The organism is Paraburkholderia youngii (assembly GCF_013366925.1).
Classification (GTDB): domain Bacteria; phylum Pseudomonadota; class Gammaproteobacteria; order Burkholderiales; family Burkholderiaceae; genus Paraburkholderia; species Paraburkholderia youngii.
The window spans coordinates 1109555-1127873 of the sequence record NZ_JAALDK010000001.1 but is presented as its reverse complement, the minus strand read 5'-3'; the positions used below and the strand labels follow the sequence as shown (position 1 = coordinate 1127873).

Genomic DNA, 18319 nt, shown 5'->3' with positions numbered 1-18319 from the left:
TAACGCGAGTGGCTTCTTGAGACGTAGATCGCCAAGCCCGCGCTCGACCTGGACGACCGGATGGCGTTGCGTGCGGCGCTATTTCAGGGTCGAGCTAAAAAGGCGGCAAGCTCAATCGTCCGGCTGGCGCCGAACCGGCAACCACGTCCCCGCCGGACAACGGAGCCAATAGCCGCTCCACACGCGGCCGCGCCACCGCCAACGCAGTCCCGATCCCGCCCAGCAGCCCCACCCCGTACAAGGCTAGAAAGGCCGTATAGGACATCGCCGGGGCGATAAGGCGCGCCACGCCTACAAAAGACGCATAGAGCCACGACACCGAACTGATGGCCCCCAACAAGACGCATATCGTCGCCGCCCGACGTGGGCGACGCTGCGGTGTGGTCAGCATCGGAAACGCGACTCGATGCAGCAGCAAGCCGTTCGCCGTCAGCAGGCATACCACTGTCAGCTTTGCAGCCAGCTTCGGCTTGGAGACCAGCACAGCCATATGTAAGCCGGTGCCAAGCAGGATCATAGCGACGCCCGTTATCCAGAGCAGGCCGAGCAACCCTGGAATGGTACGTCCGGTGGCTTCCAGTCTGACGGCATCAATGCGCCGAGCGGTGAGCAGCGCCACGTCTTCCCGCAACACGCGCGCGATGGCGAAGGCGAAGACGAGGGTGTGGCTATATAACAAGAGCTGGCGAGCGGTGATGGTAAGCATGTTCATGACGGGCCTCACTTCCTTATGAGGGTTTCGCGGACCGACTCCTGCCCGGCGGTCGGTGATCGTTTTTTGAGGCGCGTGGCCTTCCAATTTCCGACCAGAGCCCACTGTGCCGACGGTTGCATTTAACGGCTTGCCGACTCTACCGTTCTAATCGTCAGTCCGGCTGGTGAGCGTCGCGGCTACTGCTCGACAAAGCTTCGGGAATCTGGCCAGCTGCTACTCCCCGTATGATCTTCCGGCAGTTCCGGGCGCTTCGTTGCGGACACAACGAACGTCGACAGTTTTGCGAACTTGCTCACGGCAGGGTCTCTCATAGGGCCTTGTCATTTTTTGATAGTGCAAGGAAGATGATAGATGGGCCATATGTTTTTAGTACGCGCGTTGGGAAAAAACCTGTTGTGTTGTTTGTGTTGTGTTGGAAAACGAACATAACGAGGACAAGTAAAAAAACGGTTCTAGAGGTACGCAAAGAGGTTGTCCTCGCAATCTTTTTATTCAACAACAGCGTATCTGTCCCACTGCTGCGTGTGCTGACCGATCGCGGCACGGAACACTGCGGCAATCCCGAGCATCACGAATATGAGCTGTATCTGGCCGTGGAGGATATCGATCACACTCGTACCAAGGCCAAGTCGCCGCAGACCAAGGGCTGCGCTGCATAGTGCACCTCATAGGTCGGTTGAGTTGGTGTTTATGCGGCCGAGCGTCGGCCACGGGTCTTTCCCTGGTGCTGGAATTTCACCGGCGCTTCGGCGCCGGGCGGTTCGAAGAGATAGCCGCCCTTGTCGTCGTAGCGATGCGCTATAAGCAGGCCTGCACGACGCCATGTCTTGATTGTCGTCGGCATCACGTTCAACCGCTCTGCGATCTCGTCCAGGGTGAGCATTCCGCGTGCGCGCAGCCTGTCATGATGACTGGGTAGCTTGTGGGATAGTCGAAGCCGCGTGATCATTCTGGAAGTAAACCGCTTGCCCCAGCCGGAGGCGAGCCCCTGACGGTTAAGCTGCTCTGCCGTTTCACTCTCGGTGTACTCGTTGAGAAGCCGGTCCATTTCGGCAATGACTGCGCGAGGGGTTTGCCGCAATATCCACGCCGGCTTGGACAGCGGCACATGTAGCGTATGCGTGGCGCCGCCATTAAAGCGTATCTGAACGCAGATGTCTGCACCCTTGAGCAAAGTCGCGTCGGCGATGAGCAGTCGCGCCATGCGCTTTCGCTCGCGATCCGGTGTGCGCGGATCGTTCCATAGACGAGGGAAGTCTCTGGCGAGTGTCATGATGTTCGCACGCTGTTTATCGTTAAGTCCTGCGCGATCAGCTTCGCGCTGCTTTTCGTAGTGATCCTGAGCTTCGGTAAGAGCGCGTAGCGCCTGATTCCATTCCGATTCAAGCGAGTCCGCGACCAATCGATTCGCTGGATCCACTTGCATATAGCGGCGCCGCGCCAGATCGGCCTCGTAGCGTGCTCGTTCGAACTCCTGGCGGTGCAGTCGGTCGCGCTCGTCAGAACGGCTCTCGAGTTCTTCCTGTACCGCAAGCGCGACTTCAAGCGTGACCGGCGTGACTGTCTCCACGAGCAGCCTGCCGATGGCCTTGTCAAGCTCGCCACCGTGAACATGCTGGCACACCGGCCGCCCATGTTTGACGCCGTGGCGCTGGCACATGTAGTCCGGCACCCTGTGTGTGCCCTTGACGTGATAGCGCACTGTCATCCGCTCACCGCATCTGGCACATATCGCCAGGCCCTGCAACAGCGCCGGGCCCTCACGTGGTGCCCCTCTTTCCCGATCGATGCCCAGTGCGTGAGCATTCTCGCGCAACACCTGAACATTCTGTTCAAACTCTTCCCAGCTCACATAAGCCTCGTGGGCGTCGGGAATCAGCGACAGCCATTCCGCAGAGGGCAGCCGGGCGGAGACTTTCTGCCCATCGGGATGGTTTCGATAGCGCGTGCGCCCGAAGCAGTACGCACCTGCGTACCGCGGATGATGCAGAACCCACAGTACGCGTGAGTGCTCGAGCTCGCTCCACAGCACATCATCTTTGCGAACTCCGTGATGGACCCGATGCGGGAACAGAAGGCCCTGCTCACGAAAGGCCTTGACGGTTGCAGTGGCCGAACCGGTGCGCCGAAACGTGCGGAAGAGATGACGGATGCTTTCCTGGATACGTGCGTCGGGATCCAGACGAACGCGCGATTCGGTGTCGTAGACAAAGCCGATGGGCAAGCGCGTCTCCAGCTCGCCGCGACGTGCCTTATTGAGGATGCCGCCGCGCAGTCGTGCCCGCATGACGTGCAATTCAGCCTCGCTCATCGTGCCCTTCAGGCCAAGCAGCAATCGGTCATTGAAGTGCGCGGGATCGTAGACGCCATCCTCGTCAAGGATCAGACAGTCGGCCAGTGCGCAAATTTCTAGTAGCCGATGCCAGTCGGTGGAGTTGCGCGCCAGGCGCGACACTTCGAGCCCCATCACAATTCCGGCGCGGCCCAGGCTCACCTCAGCGACCAGGCGCTGGAACCCCTGGCGATCAACCGAGGACGCGCCAGACAGTCCGAGGTCCGAGTCGATGACGACCACCTGATCAGTGCGCCATCCGAGCGCAATCGCGCGTTGTCGCAGGTTGTATTGGCGCTCGGTGCTCTCGGTATTCTCAAACAGCTGTCGCAACGTAGACTGCCTGACATACAGGTAGGCGTTTCTCTTCAGATGCCGGGCCTGAACTTTCGCGTGCGTCTGATCGGTCATGCCATCACCTCCGCTGTCGCAATTGCCATCGTCGCCACGACGGCGACCAGATTCTGTTCGAGACCGGCAGGCAGGTTCAGCCCACTCGGGCGCGCAACCGGTAATGGACTAAACGGAAACGCTTCGGTCACAGACTTCATCCAGATCGCCATGCCTTTGAACATGAACAGCGCACGGCCACGCATCAGAGTGGGACCACCTCCGCCGGGCTCGAGAGCCTCCTGCCGCAAGATCTCGTAGCTTTGGCTCAGGGACTGGGTATCGCGCGCCGTTACGGGAGGATTTACCGTAGTTTTTTTTTCAAACGCGCCAGGGCGCGTTCCACGGTGCGTCGATGCACCGCCAGGCCAAACTGTTCCGCAATCAGATCAACCAGCTCCTGCACTTCCGGCTCAGCGTGAGTCACGCGCGCTTCTTCGATGAAGCGCATCACCTCATCGGTGATCTTGTGAGGTCCGTGTGGGCCGCGCTTGACCGGCAGCAGACCGGCCAGGCCATCGCGCTCGAAGTCGGCCTGCGCCTTGTAGAAGGTCGGCCGGCTGACTCCGAAGTGTGCGGCGGCATCCGCGACGGTTTGCCCTTCGACGCGTACGCGTCGCAGCATTTCGTATCGGACTTGAACCAGATCCCGGGGATCGAAGAAGTCGCTGTCAATGAAGGCAGGATCATCGATGTCATGAGGGCGCGGATTCACCGTGCCACTCTCTTCGAGAGCAGTGAGTTTGGGATCGGGCTTTCGTGTACGAGTCATATGTAATGTAAATTATGCCCATATATAGCCGATGTCAAGGTGATTTTCGAGAACTCCGTCAGGCACTCCCCGTAGAAGAACGGATAGACACTTATTCTGGTCCGAGACGAAGCACATCGGTTTCTGAAAATGGCATAATTTATTTTACACATATGGCATTATTTGCTTGACAGCTTGCGCCTGCCTGCCCGCCTTTTGGCTTGTCTGCTTGTTTCTCTGTACCGCGCAATTAGCATGGTCAACTGCAACAGATCTTCGATGCGGAAATGCGATCGCCCCGCCGAAACCGTCTCGAATGCATTGGGCGCCGCGGCGCTCGTCCAGGCTGCCGGCATACGTTTCAGGTCACCGCGGTCGTCGTGGAAGTAGACGCGGTCTTCTCCCCAAGTGTTGCGCCGATCCGCAAGCGCGAACTCTCGCCCATACAACGGATGGAAGGGATGCGTGACCCGGAATAACTGTGCTTCATCGGTCAGATCGCGTGCAGTTGACTGCTTTTGCCAACGGGATCGTCGAACGGCTGCACAAAACCATGCTCAACGAGTTCTATCGTGTGGCCTTCCGAAAGAAGATCTACGAATCGATAGACGTGTTGCAGACTGATCTTGATGCGTGGCTCGACCAGTACAACAATGAACGTGAACATCAGGGACGATGGTGTTACGGCAAGACCCCGATGCGCCCCTTTCTCGATTCACTGCAACTCGCCAGGGAGAAACTCATTCCCCATTGATCGCGTCTTCTCTATCGGCCCAGACTACCTGTCAGATCGAGTTCCAGCTAACACACTTCAGCTATGGGATTCGTGAAACAGGGGCAAGGTCACTTTCCGGCCCTGAACGCTCCCCAAGATCATTGGAAAGATAAGGAATTGGAAGCGTCGCAGCCGCGGAGCAGGCAGGACCGCCCCGTGGAAAAGTGCTCATCGTCCACCACCCTCTGGACGTTCGTCGCTTCCAATTCGCAGACCGCGAAAAAAGTAACCTGCGGGCGCCTTTTTATCGCAAGAATAAGCCTATTTTCCGCCGTGCTCTAACCTCCGGCCCACTTCCTGCCGACATCCAGTAGTATCTCTTACCTGATGAGAGGCTCCAAAAGGTAATTGTTACCGAATCCCTATCACTTATTCCCTTTTTGCGAATTCGCTCGCTGACTGCGCAAAGGCAGGTCAAGTGAGGATCGCTCCGGTAATCGAAATCCCTCCGACAAGCAGTTCGATAGAAAACGCGGCGCCTTGATGAACGCCTGCGAGCCGTCGTCCGATCGTATTGCAGCGGTTTGATAAGCATACCGAATTAAAAGATGCAACCACTTTCTGGCGCACGTCAGACCCGTGTGACTCGAGTGCTTACCAACTGAATTTGGCCGGGTCTTCCGGCTGCGGATTATTTCTGTGATCAATCGACGACGATTTCTCGGCTGCCTGACGGCAGCTGCAAGCAGCTATGTACTGGTGGCGTGCGGTGGCGGGAGCAACAGCGACGCCACTGCGCCTGGCAGCAACAGCAGTGCGGCCAAGGCAAACGCCAGCGTATCCACCTCACCTAACGGCACGGCAACCCCGCCGGCAGCGTCCATTGTCGACGCCTCCGGCATCGTGTGGACGACCTCGAACGGGTATATCTACAGGAACGGGACCAAAGACCCCTACTCGTACAACGTCACAATGCTGCTGTGGTACAACGGCAGCGTCTTCCAGCAGAACACGAGCGGGGATTACTATGTGTGGCTTGGGACGGGGTGGACAAACTCTGTCGATCCGCGTCTTATTGCGGCCAACGGTACGACTTCTGCCAACGGCACGACAACCCCGCCGGCGTCCGCCATTGTCGACGCCAGCGGCAGTGTGTGGTTGACCGCCAACGGGTATATCTACAGGAACGGGACCAAAGACCCCTACTCGTACAATGTCGTGATGCTGCTGTGGTACAACGGCAGCGTCTACCAGCAGAACACGAGCGGAGATTTCTATCAGTGGATTGGGTCGGGATGGACACCGGCTTCTAATCCCTGCCTCGGGGGCACTTCGGCCAACGGCACGACAACCCCGCCTGCGGCGTCCATTGTCGACGCCAGCGGCATCGTGTGGATGACCTCCAACGGGTATATCTACAGGAACGGGATCAAAGACCCCTACTCGTACAACGTCGCGTTGCTGCTGTGGTACAACGGCAGCGTCTACCAGCAAAACACGGGCGGGGATTTCTACAAATGGCTTGGGACGGGCTGGACACCCTCAGTCGATCCGCGCGTCGGGGGTAATATTTCGGCCAACGGCACGACAACCCCGCCGGCGACGTCCATTATCGACGCCTCCGGCATCGTGTGGACGACCTCCAACGGGTATATCTACAGGAACGGGACCAAAGACCCCTACTCGTACAACGTCACAATGCTGCTGTGGTACAACGGCAGCGTGTACCAGGAAAACACGAGCGGCAATTTCTATCAGTGGCTTGGGTCGGGATGGACGTCGTGTATCGATCCGCGCCTTGGCGGCACTTCGGCAGACGGCACGACGATTCCGTCCGCCGCCTACATCATCGACAAGTCCAGCAACATCTGGACGCTTTCGAACGGCTATATCTACAAGAACAAGGTCAAGGATCCGTCCTCCTCCAACGTGAGCCTGCTGTTGTGGTATGGCGGCATGATCTACCAGTCGGGGACGGGCGGGCAGTTCTCTGTCCTGACATGGAATGGCAACTGGTTACCGTGTACGGACCCGCGTATCGCCGCGGCGGCGACGCCGGGCGCGTTCTACGGCATCAACGGGCACTACGATTATACGTTTACGCCCGCGCAGGTCGTCGGCGCGCTGCGTGCGCTAGGATGCACGACGTATCGCGTCGGCGTTTTCAACACGCCGACCCAGATAAACGCGTTGGTAGCCCTGGCAAGCGCTTTCAAGTCCGCCGGACTGACGCTTTTCCCGCTCGTCGAATACGGGCTCCGTGACACAAACAACAACCTGTACACGAGTGAATCGGCGGCCTATCAGGCTTCATTCTCAGGGGCTGCGGCGATTGCCACGGCGCTGGCGCCGTATGGCGTCACGATGTACGAATGTGGCAATGAACTGACCCGCGACGGGGCGATCATCCTGAATTCGGCAACAGCCGGAACAGGCAGGGGCGACTTCAACAACGCGAACTGGCCGATGTTGCGCGGCGCGATGCGCGGCATGATCGATGGCATCAAATCCGTGCAGCCGAACGCCAGGTGCGGCATCAACTTCTGCGTGGCGGATATTGCCGCCTCCGACATGCTATGGGATGGCCTGCAGCCGGATGGAACGAGCGGTTACCCTAAGGTTCGCTGGGACATCACGACGTGGCACAACTACCAGCCTTATGGCGATATCTTCGATGTAGGCTCGGACGGTGCCGGTCCAGGCTTCAACCTGCCGATCTACTGCAAGGCGCGCTATGGAGTGCCGTTCATCATCTCCGAATGGAACGCCGCCCCCGAAGATACCGAAGCGTTCCGCGCGACCTACGTCAGTCAGCAACTCGGCGAATTCTATGCGGCGCGCAAGACGTCTGCGGTTCAGTCGGTGATGTACTACGACTTGACGAGTGGTGACCAGACGTTCGGCATCGTCTCGAACAGTCTGGTACCGATCCAGCCGACTTACGGTGCGTTCCAGAGCTTCGTCGCAGCGAATCCTGACACCTGAGCCGATGCGGACGCCAGAGTCGGTATTCGCGATCGTCACGGCACTAGCATGTCTCGATATGCCGAATGTGCGTAAACGCTAGCGTTTTCACACCTGGCTTCTGCGTTTGAGAAGGTCCGCAATTGCGTCGGCAGCGAACGCTTCGAACGCTGCGAACGCAAATCACGGCTGGGACGACCGGAGCTTTCTTGAGTCTGCGGGTGACACGCATTGGTGGCGGCAATCACGGTTTCGATTCCGCAAATGGCTCAATGAGACGGGATCGCTTCGGAGCTTGACAATGGGGGCTACACCGGAACCCGCTACTAATTTCCGGAACGTGCGGAAAAGCTGCGCGTCATCGTTCAACGTTTTTCTAGTTCTAGAGGTTTGATATGGGAAGTCTCAGCATCGGTCATTGGCTAATCGTTCTGGCCATTATTGCGCTTGTTTTCGGCACCAAGAAATTACGTACCGCCGGTTCCGACCTGGGCGGTGCCTTCAAAGCATTCAAGGAAGGCATGGGTGGTGGGTCACCGTCGACCACTAATGGAGCCGCGGCCCAGCCGACGATTGATGTTCAGGCGAAGGATGTAATCGCGAAGTAACGGACCCGCCACATTAGCATCCAGAGCCACAGCCTCCGGTTTACAGAAATTCGCTCGTTTCTGCGGTGTGCTCGGTACAAGCCCCGATCTCGCCGATATCCTGCCAGGCGGCCGCGCCGAGATCGTCCCACTCAATGTGAACAATAACGAGCCTGCGGTGCCGGCTCCAAAGGCAGTTGATGGTTGAGAGTGTGAGTCCGGCGATGCAGGTAGCAGGTGTCCGGCCGCTCGATAGCTCCACCGTCGGCAATCCGCCACACATTGCTGACCTAAAATCCAGCCCGCTCCAATGTCGGCTCTGGCCGACAACTGGGGTTGAGCACCATGCGGGTTTCGAAGTGGACGGGTCGTTCGAACGACCACCGCATGGCTCAGGCGAGCGGCAGAAAGTGGCCGGTTGTACGCATTCAACTCCCGTCATTGAAAGCCGCCGTTCCCTACGGCAGCGGCAGCTTTGTGGCGCCGTATCTGAATGGGTACAACCGGCCAATAGGCGACGGTCGTCGCCCTTCGGTCGGAGACCTTCAGGCGGCCGGAGGGCATTGGCAAGCGGTCATCAAACCGAGGCCGTTCATGGCGGTCCGCCTGAATGGGGTCACAGCCTTGCTTAATCGGCAAAGCGCTGTGAGCGATACGGGTCCAATAGATTCACAGCCACGCCGTCAAGCAATTCAGTCGCGATAAGCTGCGACAATCCGGCTGCCAGACTGATGCCCGCGTTCGTTGTGATCGAAAACACGCCGGGCAGGTCTTCAGAACGGCTCACGACGGGCAGTCCATCAGCGGGAATGACGCGACGCGTTTCGGTGACTTTCTCTACAACGGCGTCCTTTAAGCCGGGCAGCACGCGCGCGGCGACACGTACAAGCTCCTCGGGGTCGGGCGTGCTTGGATCGCCAACGGGCGAACCGGAGAAGTGCTTGGCGATGACCACACGACCGTCGATGCGCTGGATCGCGTGAACATGCGCGCCAAGAATGACCGAATCGAAAATCCGTGGCAACGGCGCGAGATGGACGACGCTCCCCGTGCTGTGGATGAGCGGTGCCTTAAGCCCCGTGCCTTCGACGAGTTCCGGGTTCGCGATGCCGCCCGCGAAGATGAGGATATCGGCCTCGCGCTTGCCACTTCCGCTTTGGATCTCGTAACCGCCCGCCGTCTTGGTGAAGCCTTGATACGCGTCGTGCGGCGAATATTGCGCGCCTCGTGCGACCGCCGCATCGAGCATCATTGACGTCAGTTGCACAGGCGACATCATCCCTTCATCGGGCGTGTAGAAAATGTCCGTTTCGGCTCCCGGCTCAAACCCCGGCTCAATCTCGCGTGCCTCGGCCGCGGTGACGCGGTACGTCGGGCTGCCCCAGCGCAGGCGCCGGTCCAGTTCCGCCGCGAGTTCCCGTGCCTCCTCGGTGCCGGGCTCGGCGCTTTGAAAGCAGCCTGACCAGCGAATCGGCAGACCGTCGATTTCGCTTTGCAGGAAACGCCAGCGCAGGTGCGACAGGCGATGCAGACTGAAGTAATGCTGCGCGCCAACTTCGCCAAGCGAGTCCGCATTGCGGAACTTCGTCTGATTCGTTATCCACGCGAATGATCCAGAAGTGGCGCCTCTCGCGACTTCGTTCTTGTCGAGCACGGTGACGCGCGCGCCGCGTTTCGCGAAATCATAAGCGAGTGTGGTGCCGATGATGCCAGCGCCGATGATGATGACTTTAGGTGCCGAATTCATAGAGTGCCTCTTTGCATTGGTGCAAGAAGTGTTGCCAGGGTGAGATTCTTAAGTCCGAGTTGCTGTGGCTGACCGGCGTCAGCGATGGCTACGCCGTCCTTTCCGCTCAGCTGCGAGCCTCTCTTCGCTGCAGAGAGTGTTCGCTGGCGCTCGCTGCCATGCTCGGAGCATTCGCCGCGCCGAGCGACACGTTACGGGTCTCGGGAGCCATGCGAACCGATACGAGCAGGCCAATCAGGCTGATCCCACCCGCGATAAGCAGACCAGTCGCGCTTCCAAAATGGACTAGCACGGTAGGAAGGAGGAACGTTCCTGCCGCGGCTCCGATGCGGCTTGCAGACATCGCGAGTCCCATACCGGTTGCACGAAGATCAGTCGGAAAAATCTCGTTCGGGTAGATGAATTGCAGCCCGGAGCCGGCAGCTTCGGCCACCGTGAAGAGAACGAACAAACCGATCGCAACCGTGGCAATGTTCGACATCGGCGTTGCCAGAAGAAAAAGCGCGAGCGTTGCAAGAACGAAAGAGACCAGACAAAGCGTGCGCCGACCGACGCGGTTGACGACGAACATGCCGATCGCAGTTCCGACGATGGCAAATGAAATGATCACGAGCGAGCCGGCGAGTGGCTGAGTGACGCCGAGCGATTTCAATAGCATCGGTTGAAACGTCTTGATTGCGAACGAAGGCGCAATCTGACACATCCAGAAGATCGAGCAAAACACCAGCATGCGCCCATAGCCTCGCGAAAGCAGTTCGCGAATTTTGGACAGCCCAAGGCCACGCCTAGAGGTGCTCACGCGCGTTTCAGCAACGAGTGCATCGAAGTCAACCTGTGGCCCAAGGTGCTGTGCCACGATGCTACGAGCCGCCTCTACGCGTCCTGCGGAAATCAACCAGCGCGGCGACTCGGGGATGCTCAGGCGCAGCAGCAGGAATATCGCCGAAGGGATCGCAGCGCTCGCAAGAATGTAGCGCCATACACCGCTATCACTACCGCTAACGATCAGACCCGTTGCAAGGCTTATGGTGTATCCGACCCAGAGCAAAAGCACGAGGCTCGCGAGCACCGGCCCGCGAAGCTTCCGAGGCAGAAATTCAGCTGCGAGCGCGGTCGCTATGGGATAGTCCGCGCCCAGCGCAACCCCCATGACGAAACGAAGGACGAACAACGTCGTCACGTCATGTACGAACAGGTGCGCGAGTGAGCAGATAACGAATACGGCCAGATTAAGCACATACATCTTCTGGCGGCCGAAGCGGTCCGTCATGGGTCCGAAAACCAGGCCGCCGGCGAACATGCCGATCAGGCTCGACGCGCCGATCAGACCGATCTGCAGCGCGTTCAGCGCGAGGTCCTTCGCAATGAACGGCAGCGCTACAACGATGATCCCTAGCAGATACCCGTCACAGAACGGTCCCCCTGCCGCCACGAGGGCTATCCTCTTATGAAAGCGGCTCGGAGGTAAATCTTCGATGCCGACGAGTGCCTTTCCCATATGTGCCTCCAAACGTTACCGAATCAAATGACGGGATTTGTTTTTCTATTCAGCTAGGCTAAGGTGGGGGCACAATATCGGTCAATGTCAGATTTTATTCACCAGATATCGAAGGATTCGATATGCTGTTCAGGGAGGAGATCAACACGTTCCTGGCGGTGGTCCGCTCGGGAAGTTTGCTTCAGGCGGCCGAGATCGTATCTACGACGCAATCGACCGTCTCGTATCGGATCCAGTCCCTCGAGCGCCGGATAGGGCATCCGCTGCTCCTGCGCTCGCGGGGAACCAGGGGCATAACACTGACCTCCGAGGGTGAGCGTTTTCTCGACATTGCCGAGCGCTGGAAAATGCTTGAAATTGAGGCCGAGCAACTTCAGGCCGACCAGGTACGACATCTTGCTGTGGGTTCCGTAGACGCGGTCGCGATCAACGTCCTGCCTCCGTTTGTCGCTGCGCTCTGCGATGAGACACCGCCCGTGCGTCTGCACATGGAAAGCTCGCGCTACTTTCAACTCGCCAACCGGGTTGCATCTGGTCATTTGGACGTAGCCTTCACGCTGTCCCCATCCGAACACATCGATCTTATTTCAAGGAAGGTCCGGGATTACGCGATGCTTGTGGTCTACGCTGGCTCGGGTAAGACCTCGTTGCCGGAAGCCCTCGACATTACCGACCTCGAACCGTCAAGAGAAATTTATCTGCCGTGGTCGCCTCAGTTCGACATGTGGCGCAGCCGCCGCGGATTGTCGCGGCACGTAAATTGGGTTGAGAAAGCACACATGCTCGCGCCGATGCTCAGAAATGCAGCGTGGGCCCTCGTTCCGAGTTTTTTGACGACCCCATTGGCGAAGGAGACGGGCTGCACGATCCACCGGATCGCGCTAAGTCCGCCCGACCCACTTTCTCTTTTTATGATTTTGCGCAAACAGAGTAGCGACGCTACCGGACGTCAGCAACAACTTATCGAAATGGCTCTCGCCGCCCTCAAATGAATTGGCGCGGCAACAGCACGATGAACCGGCAAGGATCGTGATCGGCTTGGCTGTCTGGGATTCTTGACGGTGGACCAGAAACGCTGCGCTGGCCATTAGCATCAACGCCGCCCCTCCAGGCTCCGACGATCACTAAGCGAGCATGATGGACCAATGACCGTTTTGCCTTGCAAGCTGCCATGCGCCGTTGCTCGCTTTGAACGACCGGAGAGGGTCGATACTGTTGAAAAAGTCACTGCTCGTCCTTCGCGCTAGGTTTTTAGGGGTCTTCTTACCCTTGGCCGGTGTGCGCGAGCGGTCTGTGGGCCGATCTGAGAGGTCGATTTTCTCGCGGCGGGACTGATAAAACCACGCAGCGACTTTTTCAACAGTATCGGCCGAGAGCAGCCCGACGCGTCAGGAAACAGCAACACCGCGAGCCTGACGGCGAATTTCTCCGACATGCTGGCAAGCGTCGGATAGTCCGACTCGTTGAACAGCCCGATGATCAAGCATTTCGATGTCGCTCGGCGCATACCGCGTATCTTATGTCGCATACCGTGTAATTGAAAGCGGAGCGCGGGAGGTATCATTTTGCCAATTCCGAACAGACCCAAAGGGCGCCCAAAGCATTCACGTCGCAGTGAGTAACCCCGCGTCAAATTGCCCCGGTGCGGGACATGGTTGCCACTATGACCCGCCATCTCGTCCACGTGCAGCTTCGTCAAAGATCGGAGAAAGTGATCGATGAGGTTATATCCGCTCGCGCCCGCCTACGATGCCGGCGGCATTTTCGAACTCGCCGTCGAGCCAGGGCGCCGCTTTTCTGTTGCAATCTACCGGCAAGGCATCGGAGAAGCGCTCGAGTTCCACTGCGGCATCCTTGTAGAGGACCGCGGCGCGATGGATTGCGACAGCGTGAGTGGCCAATGGGTGCTGACTTCGCCGCGCGGACGAACCGCAACGCGTTGCGACGCTGCATGGCGGTGGCCGAGCTTCCGGTTTCGCTTCGATCGTGCCGATGCGACGTCGGGGGTGTATGTCGCGGTGGCTTACGAGGTGCGCGCCAACGGCGAGCCCGTGCGCCCGCTGGGGCGCAACTGCGCCGCGCACGAGCCTCTATACGGGCTGCCGCCGGACAGCAGAAGTATGGCAATGTTGGTCGCGCGCCCTCCTCGACCATCGGCGTCGGTCGCTTACATCGTGCCTGTCGCGACGTATCAAGCGTACAACTCGATCGGCGGCGGCGGTTTTTATCACGATCCCGTTCGACGTAAGAAACCTGTCACGACCGTGACCCTGCTAAGACCAGGTGGCGGCTTCGGGGCGCAGTTCGGCGAGCCTGCCGACCCCTATGAACCTCGGTCCCCGCGCCAACAGTTCCCGCACTGGGACGCGAAGTTCGTGCGCTGGCTGCAGGCGAAGAACATTGCTTGCGACTTCTACTCCGACCTGGATCTCGATGATGGTGACCGGCTTGATCTAACCCAGTATCGCTGCGTGCTTAGCGTGGGTCATCATGAATACTGGAGCGGGCGCATGCGTGACAGGATGGCCGGCTTCATTGCAAACGGCGGACACTATGCGATCTTTAGTGGAAACACCTGCTATCGGCCAATCGAATTTTCGCGCGGCAGCCCTCACGCTCCCGATCTGCGCGTGACTCGCCTCGCGGAAAATTGGCCCGGTCACGACGAAAGCGACCTGATCGGGCTCAGTTATGGTTATGGCGGCGGCTGGTGGGGAGAATGGCGTCTACTGCGTGGTGGCTGGATCCGGCGCGAGCGCCCAGCAACCGGATTCCGGGTCGAGGACGCGAGTCACTGGGCGCTCGCCGGTACGGAGTTGAACAACGGAGACATTTTTGGTGCCGAAGATCGTCTGGTGGGCTACGAAGTAGACGGCTTGCCGCCGAACCCCAATGGTTTCCACGTGCTTGGCATGACAAGCGCGCTGAATGGATGGGACGTCGGCGGACGCGGCGTATTTGGCGTGCTGCAGCGGGCGGCTGGAAGAGGAGTTCAGCCGGGCATCGTCTTCAACGCAGGCACGACAGATTGGGCTCGCGTGCTCATGGATCCGCACGCCGAAAGTCATGCTGTCGTCGACCGTATCACCAGCAACGTCTTCGAACGCTTGCTGGCCAATCCGAGCAATCGCGACAGACAGTCCGTTACAGCACAGGCTTAATGACGATTCTGCCGCGCACCTAAAGTCGCGCGGGGATATCTGGTGCTGGCCTGAAGAAGCCACGTAGCGTCAGTTGGTTTGACATGAGAGCCGACCATGCTTAATCCGCCAGATAGAAGAGGAGTGTACGGCTTCCTCGGTAAAGCCATAAAGTGGCCTGTTAAAAGGTTTGTCCCCCAGCGATCAAGGCCACGATACTGCCGGCTCACAGCGTCTCAATCTCGGATGCGACGTGGAATCAGGCGTACGGCTCGGGCACCTGGGATTATCTGGGGACGACGCAGGAGATTGCCCGCTATAGCGTGATCGCCGGGTGCAAGCACCTGAAACCCGCCGCGCGAGTGCTCGACGTTGGATGCGGCGCTGGTGTTCTTGCAAGTTGGCTTTCGGGCGCCTCGATTTCTAGCCATTTCGGCGTCGATCTTTCCGAAGTCGCCATTGAGCAGGGCCGCCAGGCGAATATCGATGGAGCGGAGTTCGCCGTCGCCGATGCCGCTACCTTCGAGCCTTCGCAGGTATTCGACGTTATCGTCTTCAACGAGATGCTTTATTACCTGGAAGAACCGGAGGAACAGATTCGTCGACTCGCGCGCTGTCTCGCGCCCGGGGGGCTATTGATCGTCAGTATCTGGTATCACGACGACGGAATACGGACGTGGAACAGGTTGAAGGCTGCCTTCGACGAACTCGAGCGTGTCCGTATCACACACGCGTCGACGCGATTCAAATGGGACGTGGCCGTGCTGAAGTTGCGGTAAATTTTGCACGCATGCATCTGATCAAATGCCGCCCCTGAGCGGCCGCCTCGAGCCACGCTGTTCTGGAAAATCGCAGGCATCGCCCGCGCCCCAAAGGGCGCCCGCACCCTCCGTTGCGGACGTGCCGGCATCCGTCGCGTCTCAGCTCAAAGTCCCAAAGTCACGGCGCGGCGTTTGTTTCTGAGTACGAGAAAGTGAAAATGCTTCGCAAGGAATTGCGCGGCGCAACTGAGGACCCAAGGGTGATGCATTGTGTGCCGAAAGGCTTGTGCGAAACGTCTTTCACGAACTGCCTCGGTGACATCGACCCAGCGAAGCTGGGTTTCGAGGGTTCGCTGCCGATGCGCACACGCGTGGGCTAATCTTCCTGACAGCGCGTGCGATGCGCGGAAACGCGCGTTTGCTTCGAGCATGCCTCGAAGCGCCCGTCGATCCGCTGACTTGTCTGTGGAAAGCGAATCATCACGTCTGCGATAGTGGTAACCCATAGCCGGATAGACGACCATTTCCGCTTCGTGCCTGACCAACATGCGCAACAAAAGATCGAAGTCTTCGGCGGAGCGAACCCGCTCGTCATACCGAAGCTCGGACAGCAGTTCGGTTCTGATCATGGGCTGCAGATAGCCGAGTTGCGGCGCTTTGACAAGCGCAACGGCATCGACGGTCCTCGCGGTCCGCAGGCCAAGCAGCGAATACCCGGTCAGCGAGCCGCTTTCGCTCATGATGAGCAAGTCGTCCGCTACAATGCCCGCGCCGTCCGATTCGGCCCTTGCGAGCATCGACTGAAGGCGTCCGTCCGCAAACACATCATCACTGTCGAGGATCGTGATCCAGCGTCCTCGCGCACATGCCAGCGCACGGTTGCGCGCGACCGAGGGCCCCGCGTTGGAAGAAGATGTGAGGAGAACGATACGTGGGTCGTTAGCAGCAGCGGCGCGGACAATCTCAGTGCTGGCGTCGGTTGACGCATCATCAACAACGATCAGTTCCCAATCCGCGAGGCTCTGTCTCTGGACCGACCTGATCGCCTCTCCGATCCAGTTCTCTCCATTGAAGTTGGCCATCACGACAGTGACAGAAGGTGCCAACGCGGAAATGCTCGTACGATTCGCGGTGGCTGGCTCCTTGTCGTCGAAACCGCTTTGAAGTACCGCCGATGCGAGATTTTTGCCCTTTAAGCTCATAGTCATGGTTCTGACGCAAGTTTGCAAAGATTGTCGGACAGCGTTCTGCTGAAGTCGGGATAGGCGGAAATAGCGCGGGCGATGCCGTATCGCACCCCAAAGCGAGGGTGGAGATTTTCCAGATCGACGGGTTGCCTGCGACGATGCCCTCGCAGTCGGACTCCCCAAGTAATAGAGGCAAAGCCCCGCTGAGTCGACAGATAATTGGTGGTCTCGGTGCGCGCCCCCACATATAACGATCGAATGGTGCGGGTTTGTCCTGGATAGGTGTGCGACGTATTCAGCACTGCCGATGGCAATGAACAGGCCGAGGAATCCTGTGAGATCCTGCCAACACCACGGCGGTTTTACACGCAGGTCAGATGAAATCTGACCGTCCTGGCGCGGCCCGAACATATGCAAAACAGGTTGAAGCCAATTTAACGCAGAAGCCGAGTGAAGCGCCACTTTCCATATGTAAGTAGTGTAAGTGGCAGTTGAAACGCAACAGCGAACGTCACGTATTCGAATCGGTCCTGAGTCGATGCATGGCGGAGGGACTCGTCGGCGGTGAAGGCTTCGCCGTCGATGCGAGCATCGTCAAGGCCGACGCCAATCGTGCTCGGTATCCCGGGTGCCGACGTCGCCAACTGGAGGGTGAGCGAAGAGCATTTCGATGCTAGCCTGGATTGTCCAGGAGAAAGAGATCCCGCTGTCGGCTCCTCCAGTCGCACGGGCGGGAACCCGCAGGCTGGCCTCGTCCGGAACATCGCCGGAGACTTCATGAAACAGGCGGGTGAGCGGATCGGCCGATCTCGATTGCCTGGTTCTCATGAACCGTCCGGTCAACGCCGATGACCTTTGAGAACATCGCGTCGCACAGCTCCCGCCAGCGGAAGAGCTCCGCGCGCTGCCCGATATGCATGGTCTCCGACGCCTTGCGGATCGAGGTGCGCTGACTACGCAGTTCGTCCGCGACGCGATCCGCGAGATCGGGAAAATCCAGCGACCGGCCCTGTGCCTCGACGGCCTTGCGCAGGTTCGACTCACGGTATAGCGTGAACTTGTCCGGCGTGCCGAAGTAACCATTGCGCACGACATGTGTGAGCGCCCGCGGGAATGTTTCGCCAAACTCAAGCAGCAGTTCGAGACTGTCGCGCTGGCGGTTAATGACCCATAACACGACGAGACGCCGGGCCATGTCATCCAGCGTACTGGCTAGCGTTCCGCCGTACCGGGCAACGCCGGCCTGACTGCGCGCCGCCGTATTGACGATGACCGTCGCATCCCGATGCTCAGCGCAGAAATCGACGAAATCGATCCAGCCGCCCGCCTCATCCAGATCACATGAGGCGCATTCGATTTCATCATGGACGGCTTTCATGACATCGGGATTTGACGTGTCCGTCTCCACCAGCACGGTGTGGACATCCGTGCGCCAGAGATATTCGACCAGCGCCAGCGTGACGAAACTCTTGCCAACGCCGCCCTTGCTGCCGCCGACCATATAGATAGCAGGATCTTCCATTGCCATTTCG

The 18319-nt window shown here is 58.9% G+C and carries 14 protein-coding genes and 2 pseudogenes; 7 read left to right on the top strand and 9 right to left on the bottom strand.

The genetic code is table 11. From position 1 onward, the window contains the following. Positions 1 to 94: 94 nt before the first annotated feature. The gene (locus tag G5S42_RS05275) at positions 95 to 712 is read right to left on the bottom strand and encodes a hypothetical protein (protein WP_176105832.1); all 618 of its coding nucleotides are present in this window, start codon (positions 710 to 712) and stop codon (positions 95 to 97) included. A gap of 515 nt (positions 713 to 1227) precedes the next feature. Between G5S42_RS05275 and G5S42_RS05270 the strand changes: the two are divergent. Continuing rightward, positions 1228 to 1362, top strand: a pseudogene (locus G5S42_RS05270) (IS481 family transposase); the annotation flags it as partial. A gap of 41 nt (positions 1363 to 1403) precedes the next feature. On the opposite strand, the gene G5S42_RS05265 reads toward G5S42_RS05270, so the two are convergent. From G5S42_RS05265 to G5S42_RS45680, 4 genes are all read right to left on the bottom strand, one after another. Next, a complete protein-coding gene (locus G5S42_RS05265; RefSeq protein WP_176105831.1) occupies positions 1404 to 3458 on the bottom strand; it encodes a recombinase family protein in 2055 nt (684 codons plus the stop codon). Continuing rightward, positions 3455 to 3598 (bottom strand): hypothetical protein, encoded by a 144-nt coding sequence (locus G5S42_RS43765; protein ID WP_217709843.1) that lies wholly within the window; start codon positions 3596 to 3598, stop codon positions 3455 to 3457. The genes G5S42_RS05265 and G5S42_RS43765 overlap by 4 nt, the downstream gene beginning before the upstream one ends. Before the next feature lie 143 nt (positions 3599 to 3741). Then, on the bottom strand, positions 3742 to 4152 hold the full coding sequence (locus G5S42_RS05255; protein WP_312883527.1) for a helix-turn-helix domain-containing protein: 411 nt from the start codon (positions 4150 to 4152) through the stop codon (positions 3742 to 3744). 215 nt (positions 4153 to 4367) lie between these two features. Further along, on the bottom strand, positions 4368 to 4685 hold the full coding sequence (locus G5S42_RS45680) for a DUF5372 family protein (protein ID WP_176110362.1): 318 nt from the start codon (positions 4683 to 4685) through the stop codon (positions 4368 to 4370). Positions 4686 to 4711: 26 nt separating this feature from the next. Between G5S42_RS45680 and G5S42_RS05245 the strand changes: the two are divergent. The 3 genes and pseudogenes from G5S42_RS05245 to tatA all read left to right on the top strand — a co-directional run. Continuing rightward, a pseudogene (locus tag G5S42_RS05245) lies at positions 4712 to 4942 on the top strand (integrase core domain-containing protein); the annotation flags it as partial. Positions 4943 to 5602: 660 nt separating this feature from the next. Beyond that, positions 5603 to 7888, top strand: coding sequence for a hypothetical protein (locus G5S42_RS43760; protein WP_217709841.1), 2286 nt, complete (start codon positions 5603 to 5605; stop codon positions 7886 to 7888). A gap of 374 nt (positions 7889 to 8262) precedes the next feature. Then, complete coding sequence (gene tatA / locus G5S42_RS05235; RefSeq protein WP_176105829.1) at positions 8263 to 8475, top strand: Sec-independent protein translocase subunit TatA; 213 nt, start codon at positions 8263 to 8265, stop codon at positions 8473 to 8475. A 607-nt stretch (positions 8476 to 9082) separates the two neighbouring features. On the opposite strand, the gene G5S42_RS05230 is transcribed toward tatA, so the two are convergent. Both G5S42_RS05230 and G5S42_RS05225 read right to left on the bottom strand, forming a co-directional pair. Next, entirely contained in the window at positions 9083 to 10201 is a 1119-nt protein-coding gene (locus tag G5S42_RS05230; protein WP_176105828.1) for an NAD(P)/FAD-dependent oxidoreductase, read from the bottom strand. A gap of 106 nt (positions 10202 to 10307) precedes the next feature. After that, a complete protein-coding gene (locus G5S42_RS05225) occupies positions 10308 to 11699 on the bottom strand; it encodes an MFS transporter (RefSeq protein WP_176105827.1) in 1392 nt (463 codons plus the stop codon). A gap of 122 nt (positions 11700 to 11821) precedes the next feature. Between G5S42_RS05225 and G5S42_RS05220 the strand changes: the two genes are divergently transcribed. The 3 genes from G5S42_RS05220 to G5S42_RS05210 all read left to right on the top strand — a co-directional run bounded on the left by G5S42_RS05220 (position 11822) and on the right by G5S42_RS05210 (position 15618). Beyond that, positions 11822 to 12691 (top strand): LysR family transcriptional regulator, encoded by an 870-nt coding sequence (locus tag G5S42_RS05220; RefSeq protein WP_176105826.1) that lies wholly within the window; start codon positions 11822 to 11824, stop codon positions 12689 to 12691. An 882-nt stretch (positions 12692 to 13573) separates the two neighbouring features. Continuing rightward, positions 13574 to 14860, top strand: coding sequence for a N,N-dimethylformamidase beta subunit family domain-containing protein (locus G5S42_RS05215; RefSeq protein ID WP_312883631.1), 1287 nt, complete (start codon positions 13574 to 13576; stop codon positions 14858 to 14860). Positions 14861 to 15201: 341 nt separating this feature from the next. Then, positions 15202 to 15618, top strand: coding sequence for a class I SAM-dependent methyltransferase (locus G5S42_RS05210; RefSeq protein ID WP_312883526.1), 417 nt, complete (start codon positions 15202 to 15204; stop codon positions 15616 to 15618). A gap of 146 nt (positions 15619 to 15764) precedes the next feature. Here the strand turns inward: G5S42_RS05210 and G5S42_RS05205 are convergent, their stop codons facing one another. Together G5S42_RS05205 and G5S42_RS05200 are read right to left on the bottom strand one after the other, a co-directional pair. Next, entirely contained in the window at positions 15765 to 16802 is a 1038-nt protein-coding gene (locus G5S42_RS05205; protein WP_246391814.1) for a glycosyltransferase family 2 protein, read from the bottom strand. A 760-nt stretch (positions 16803 to 17562) separates the two neighbouring features. Then, a complete protein-coding gene (locus G5S42_RS05200; RefSeq protein ID WP_176105823.1) occupies positions 17563 to 18315 on the bottom strand; it encodes a nucleotide-binding protein in 753 nt (250 codons plus the stop codon). Between the last annotated feature and the right edge of the window lie 4 nt (positions 18316 to 18319).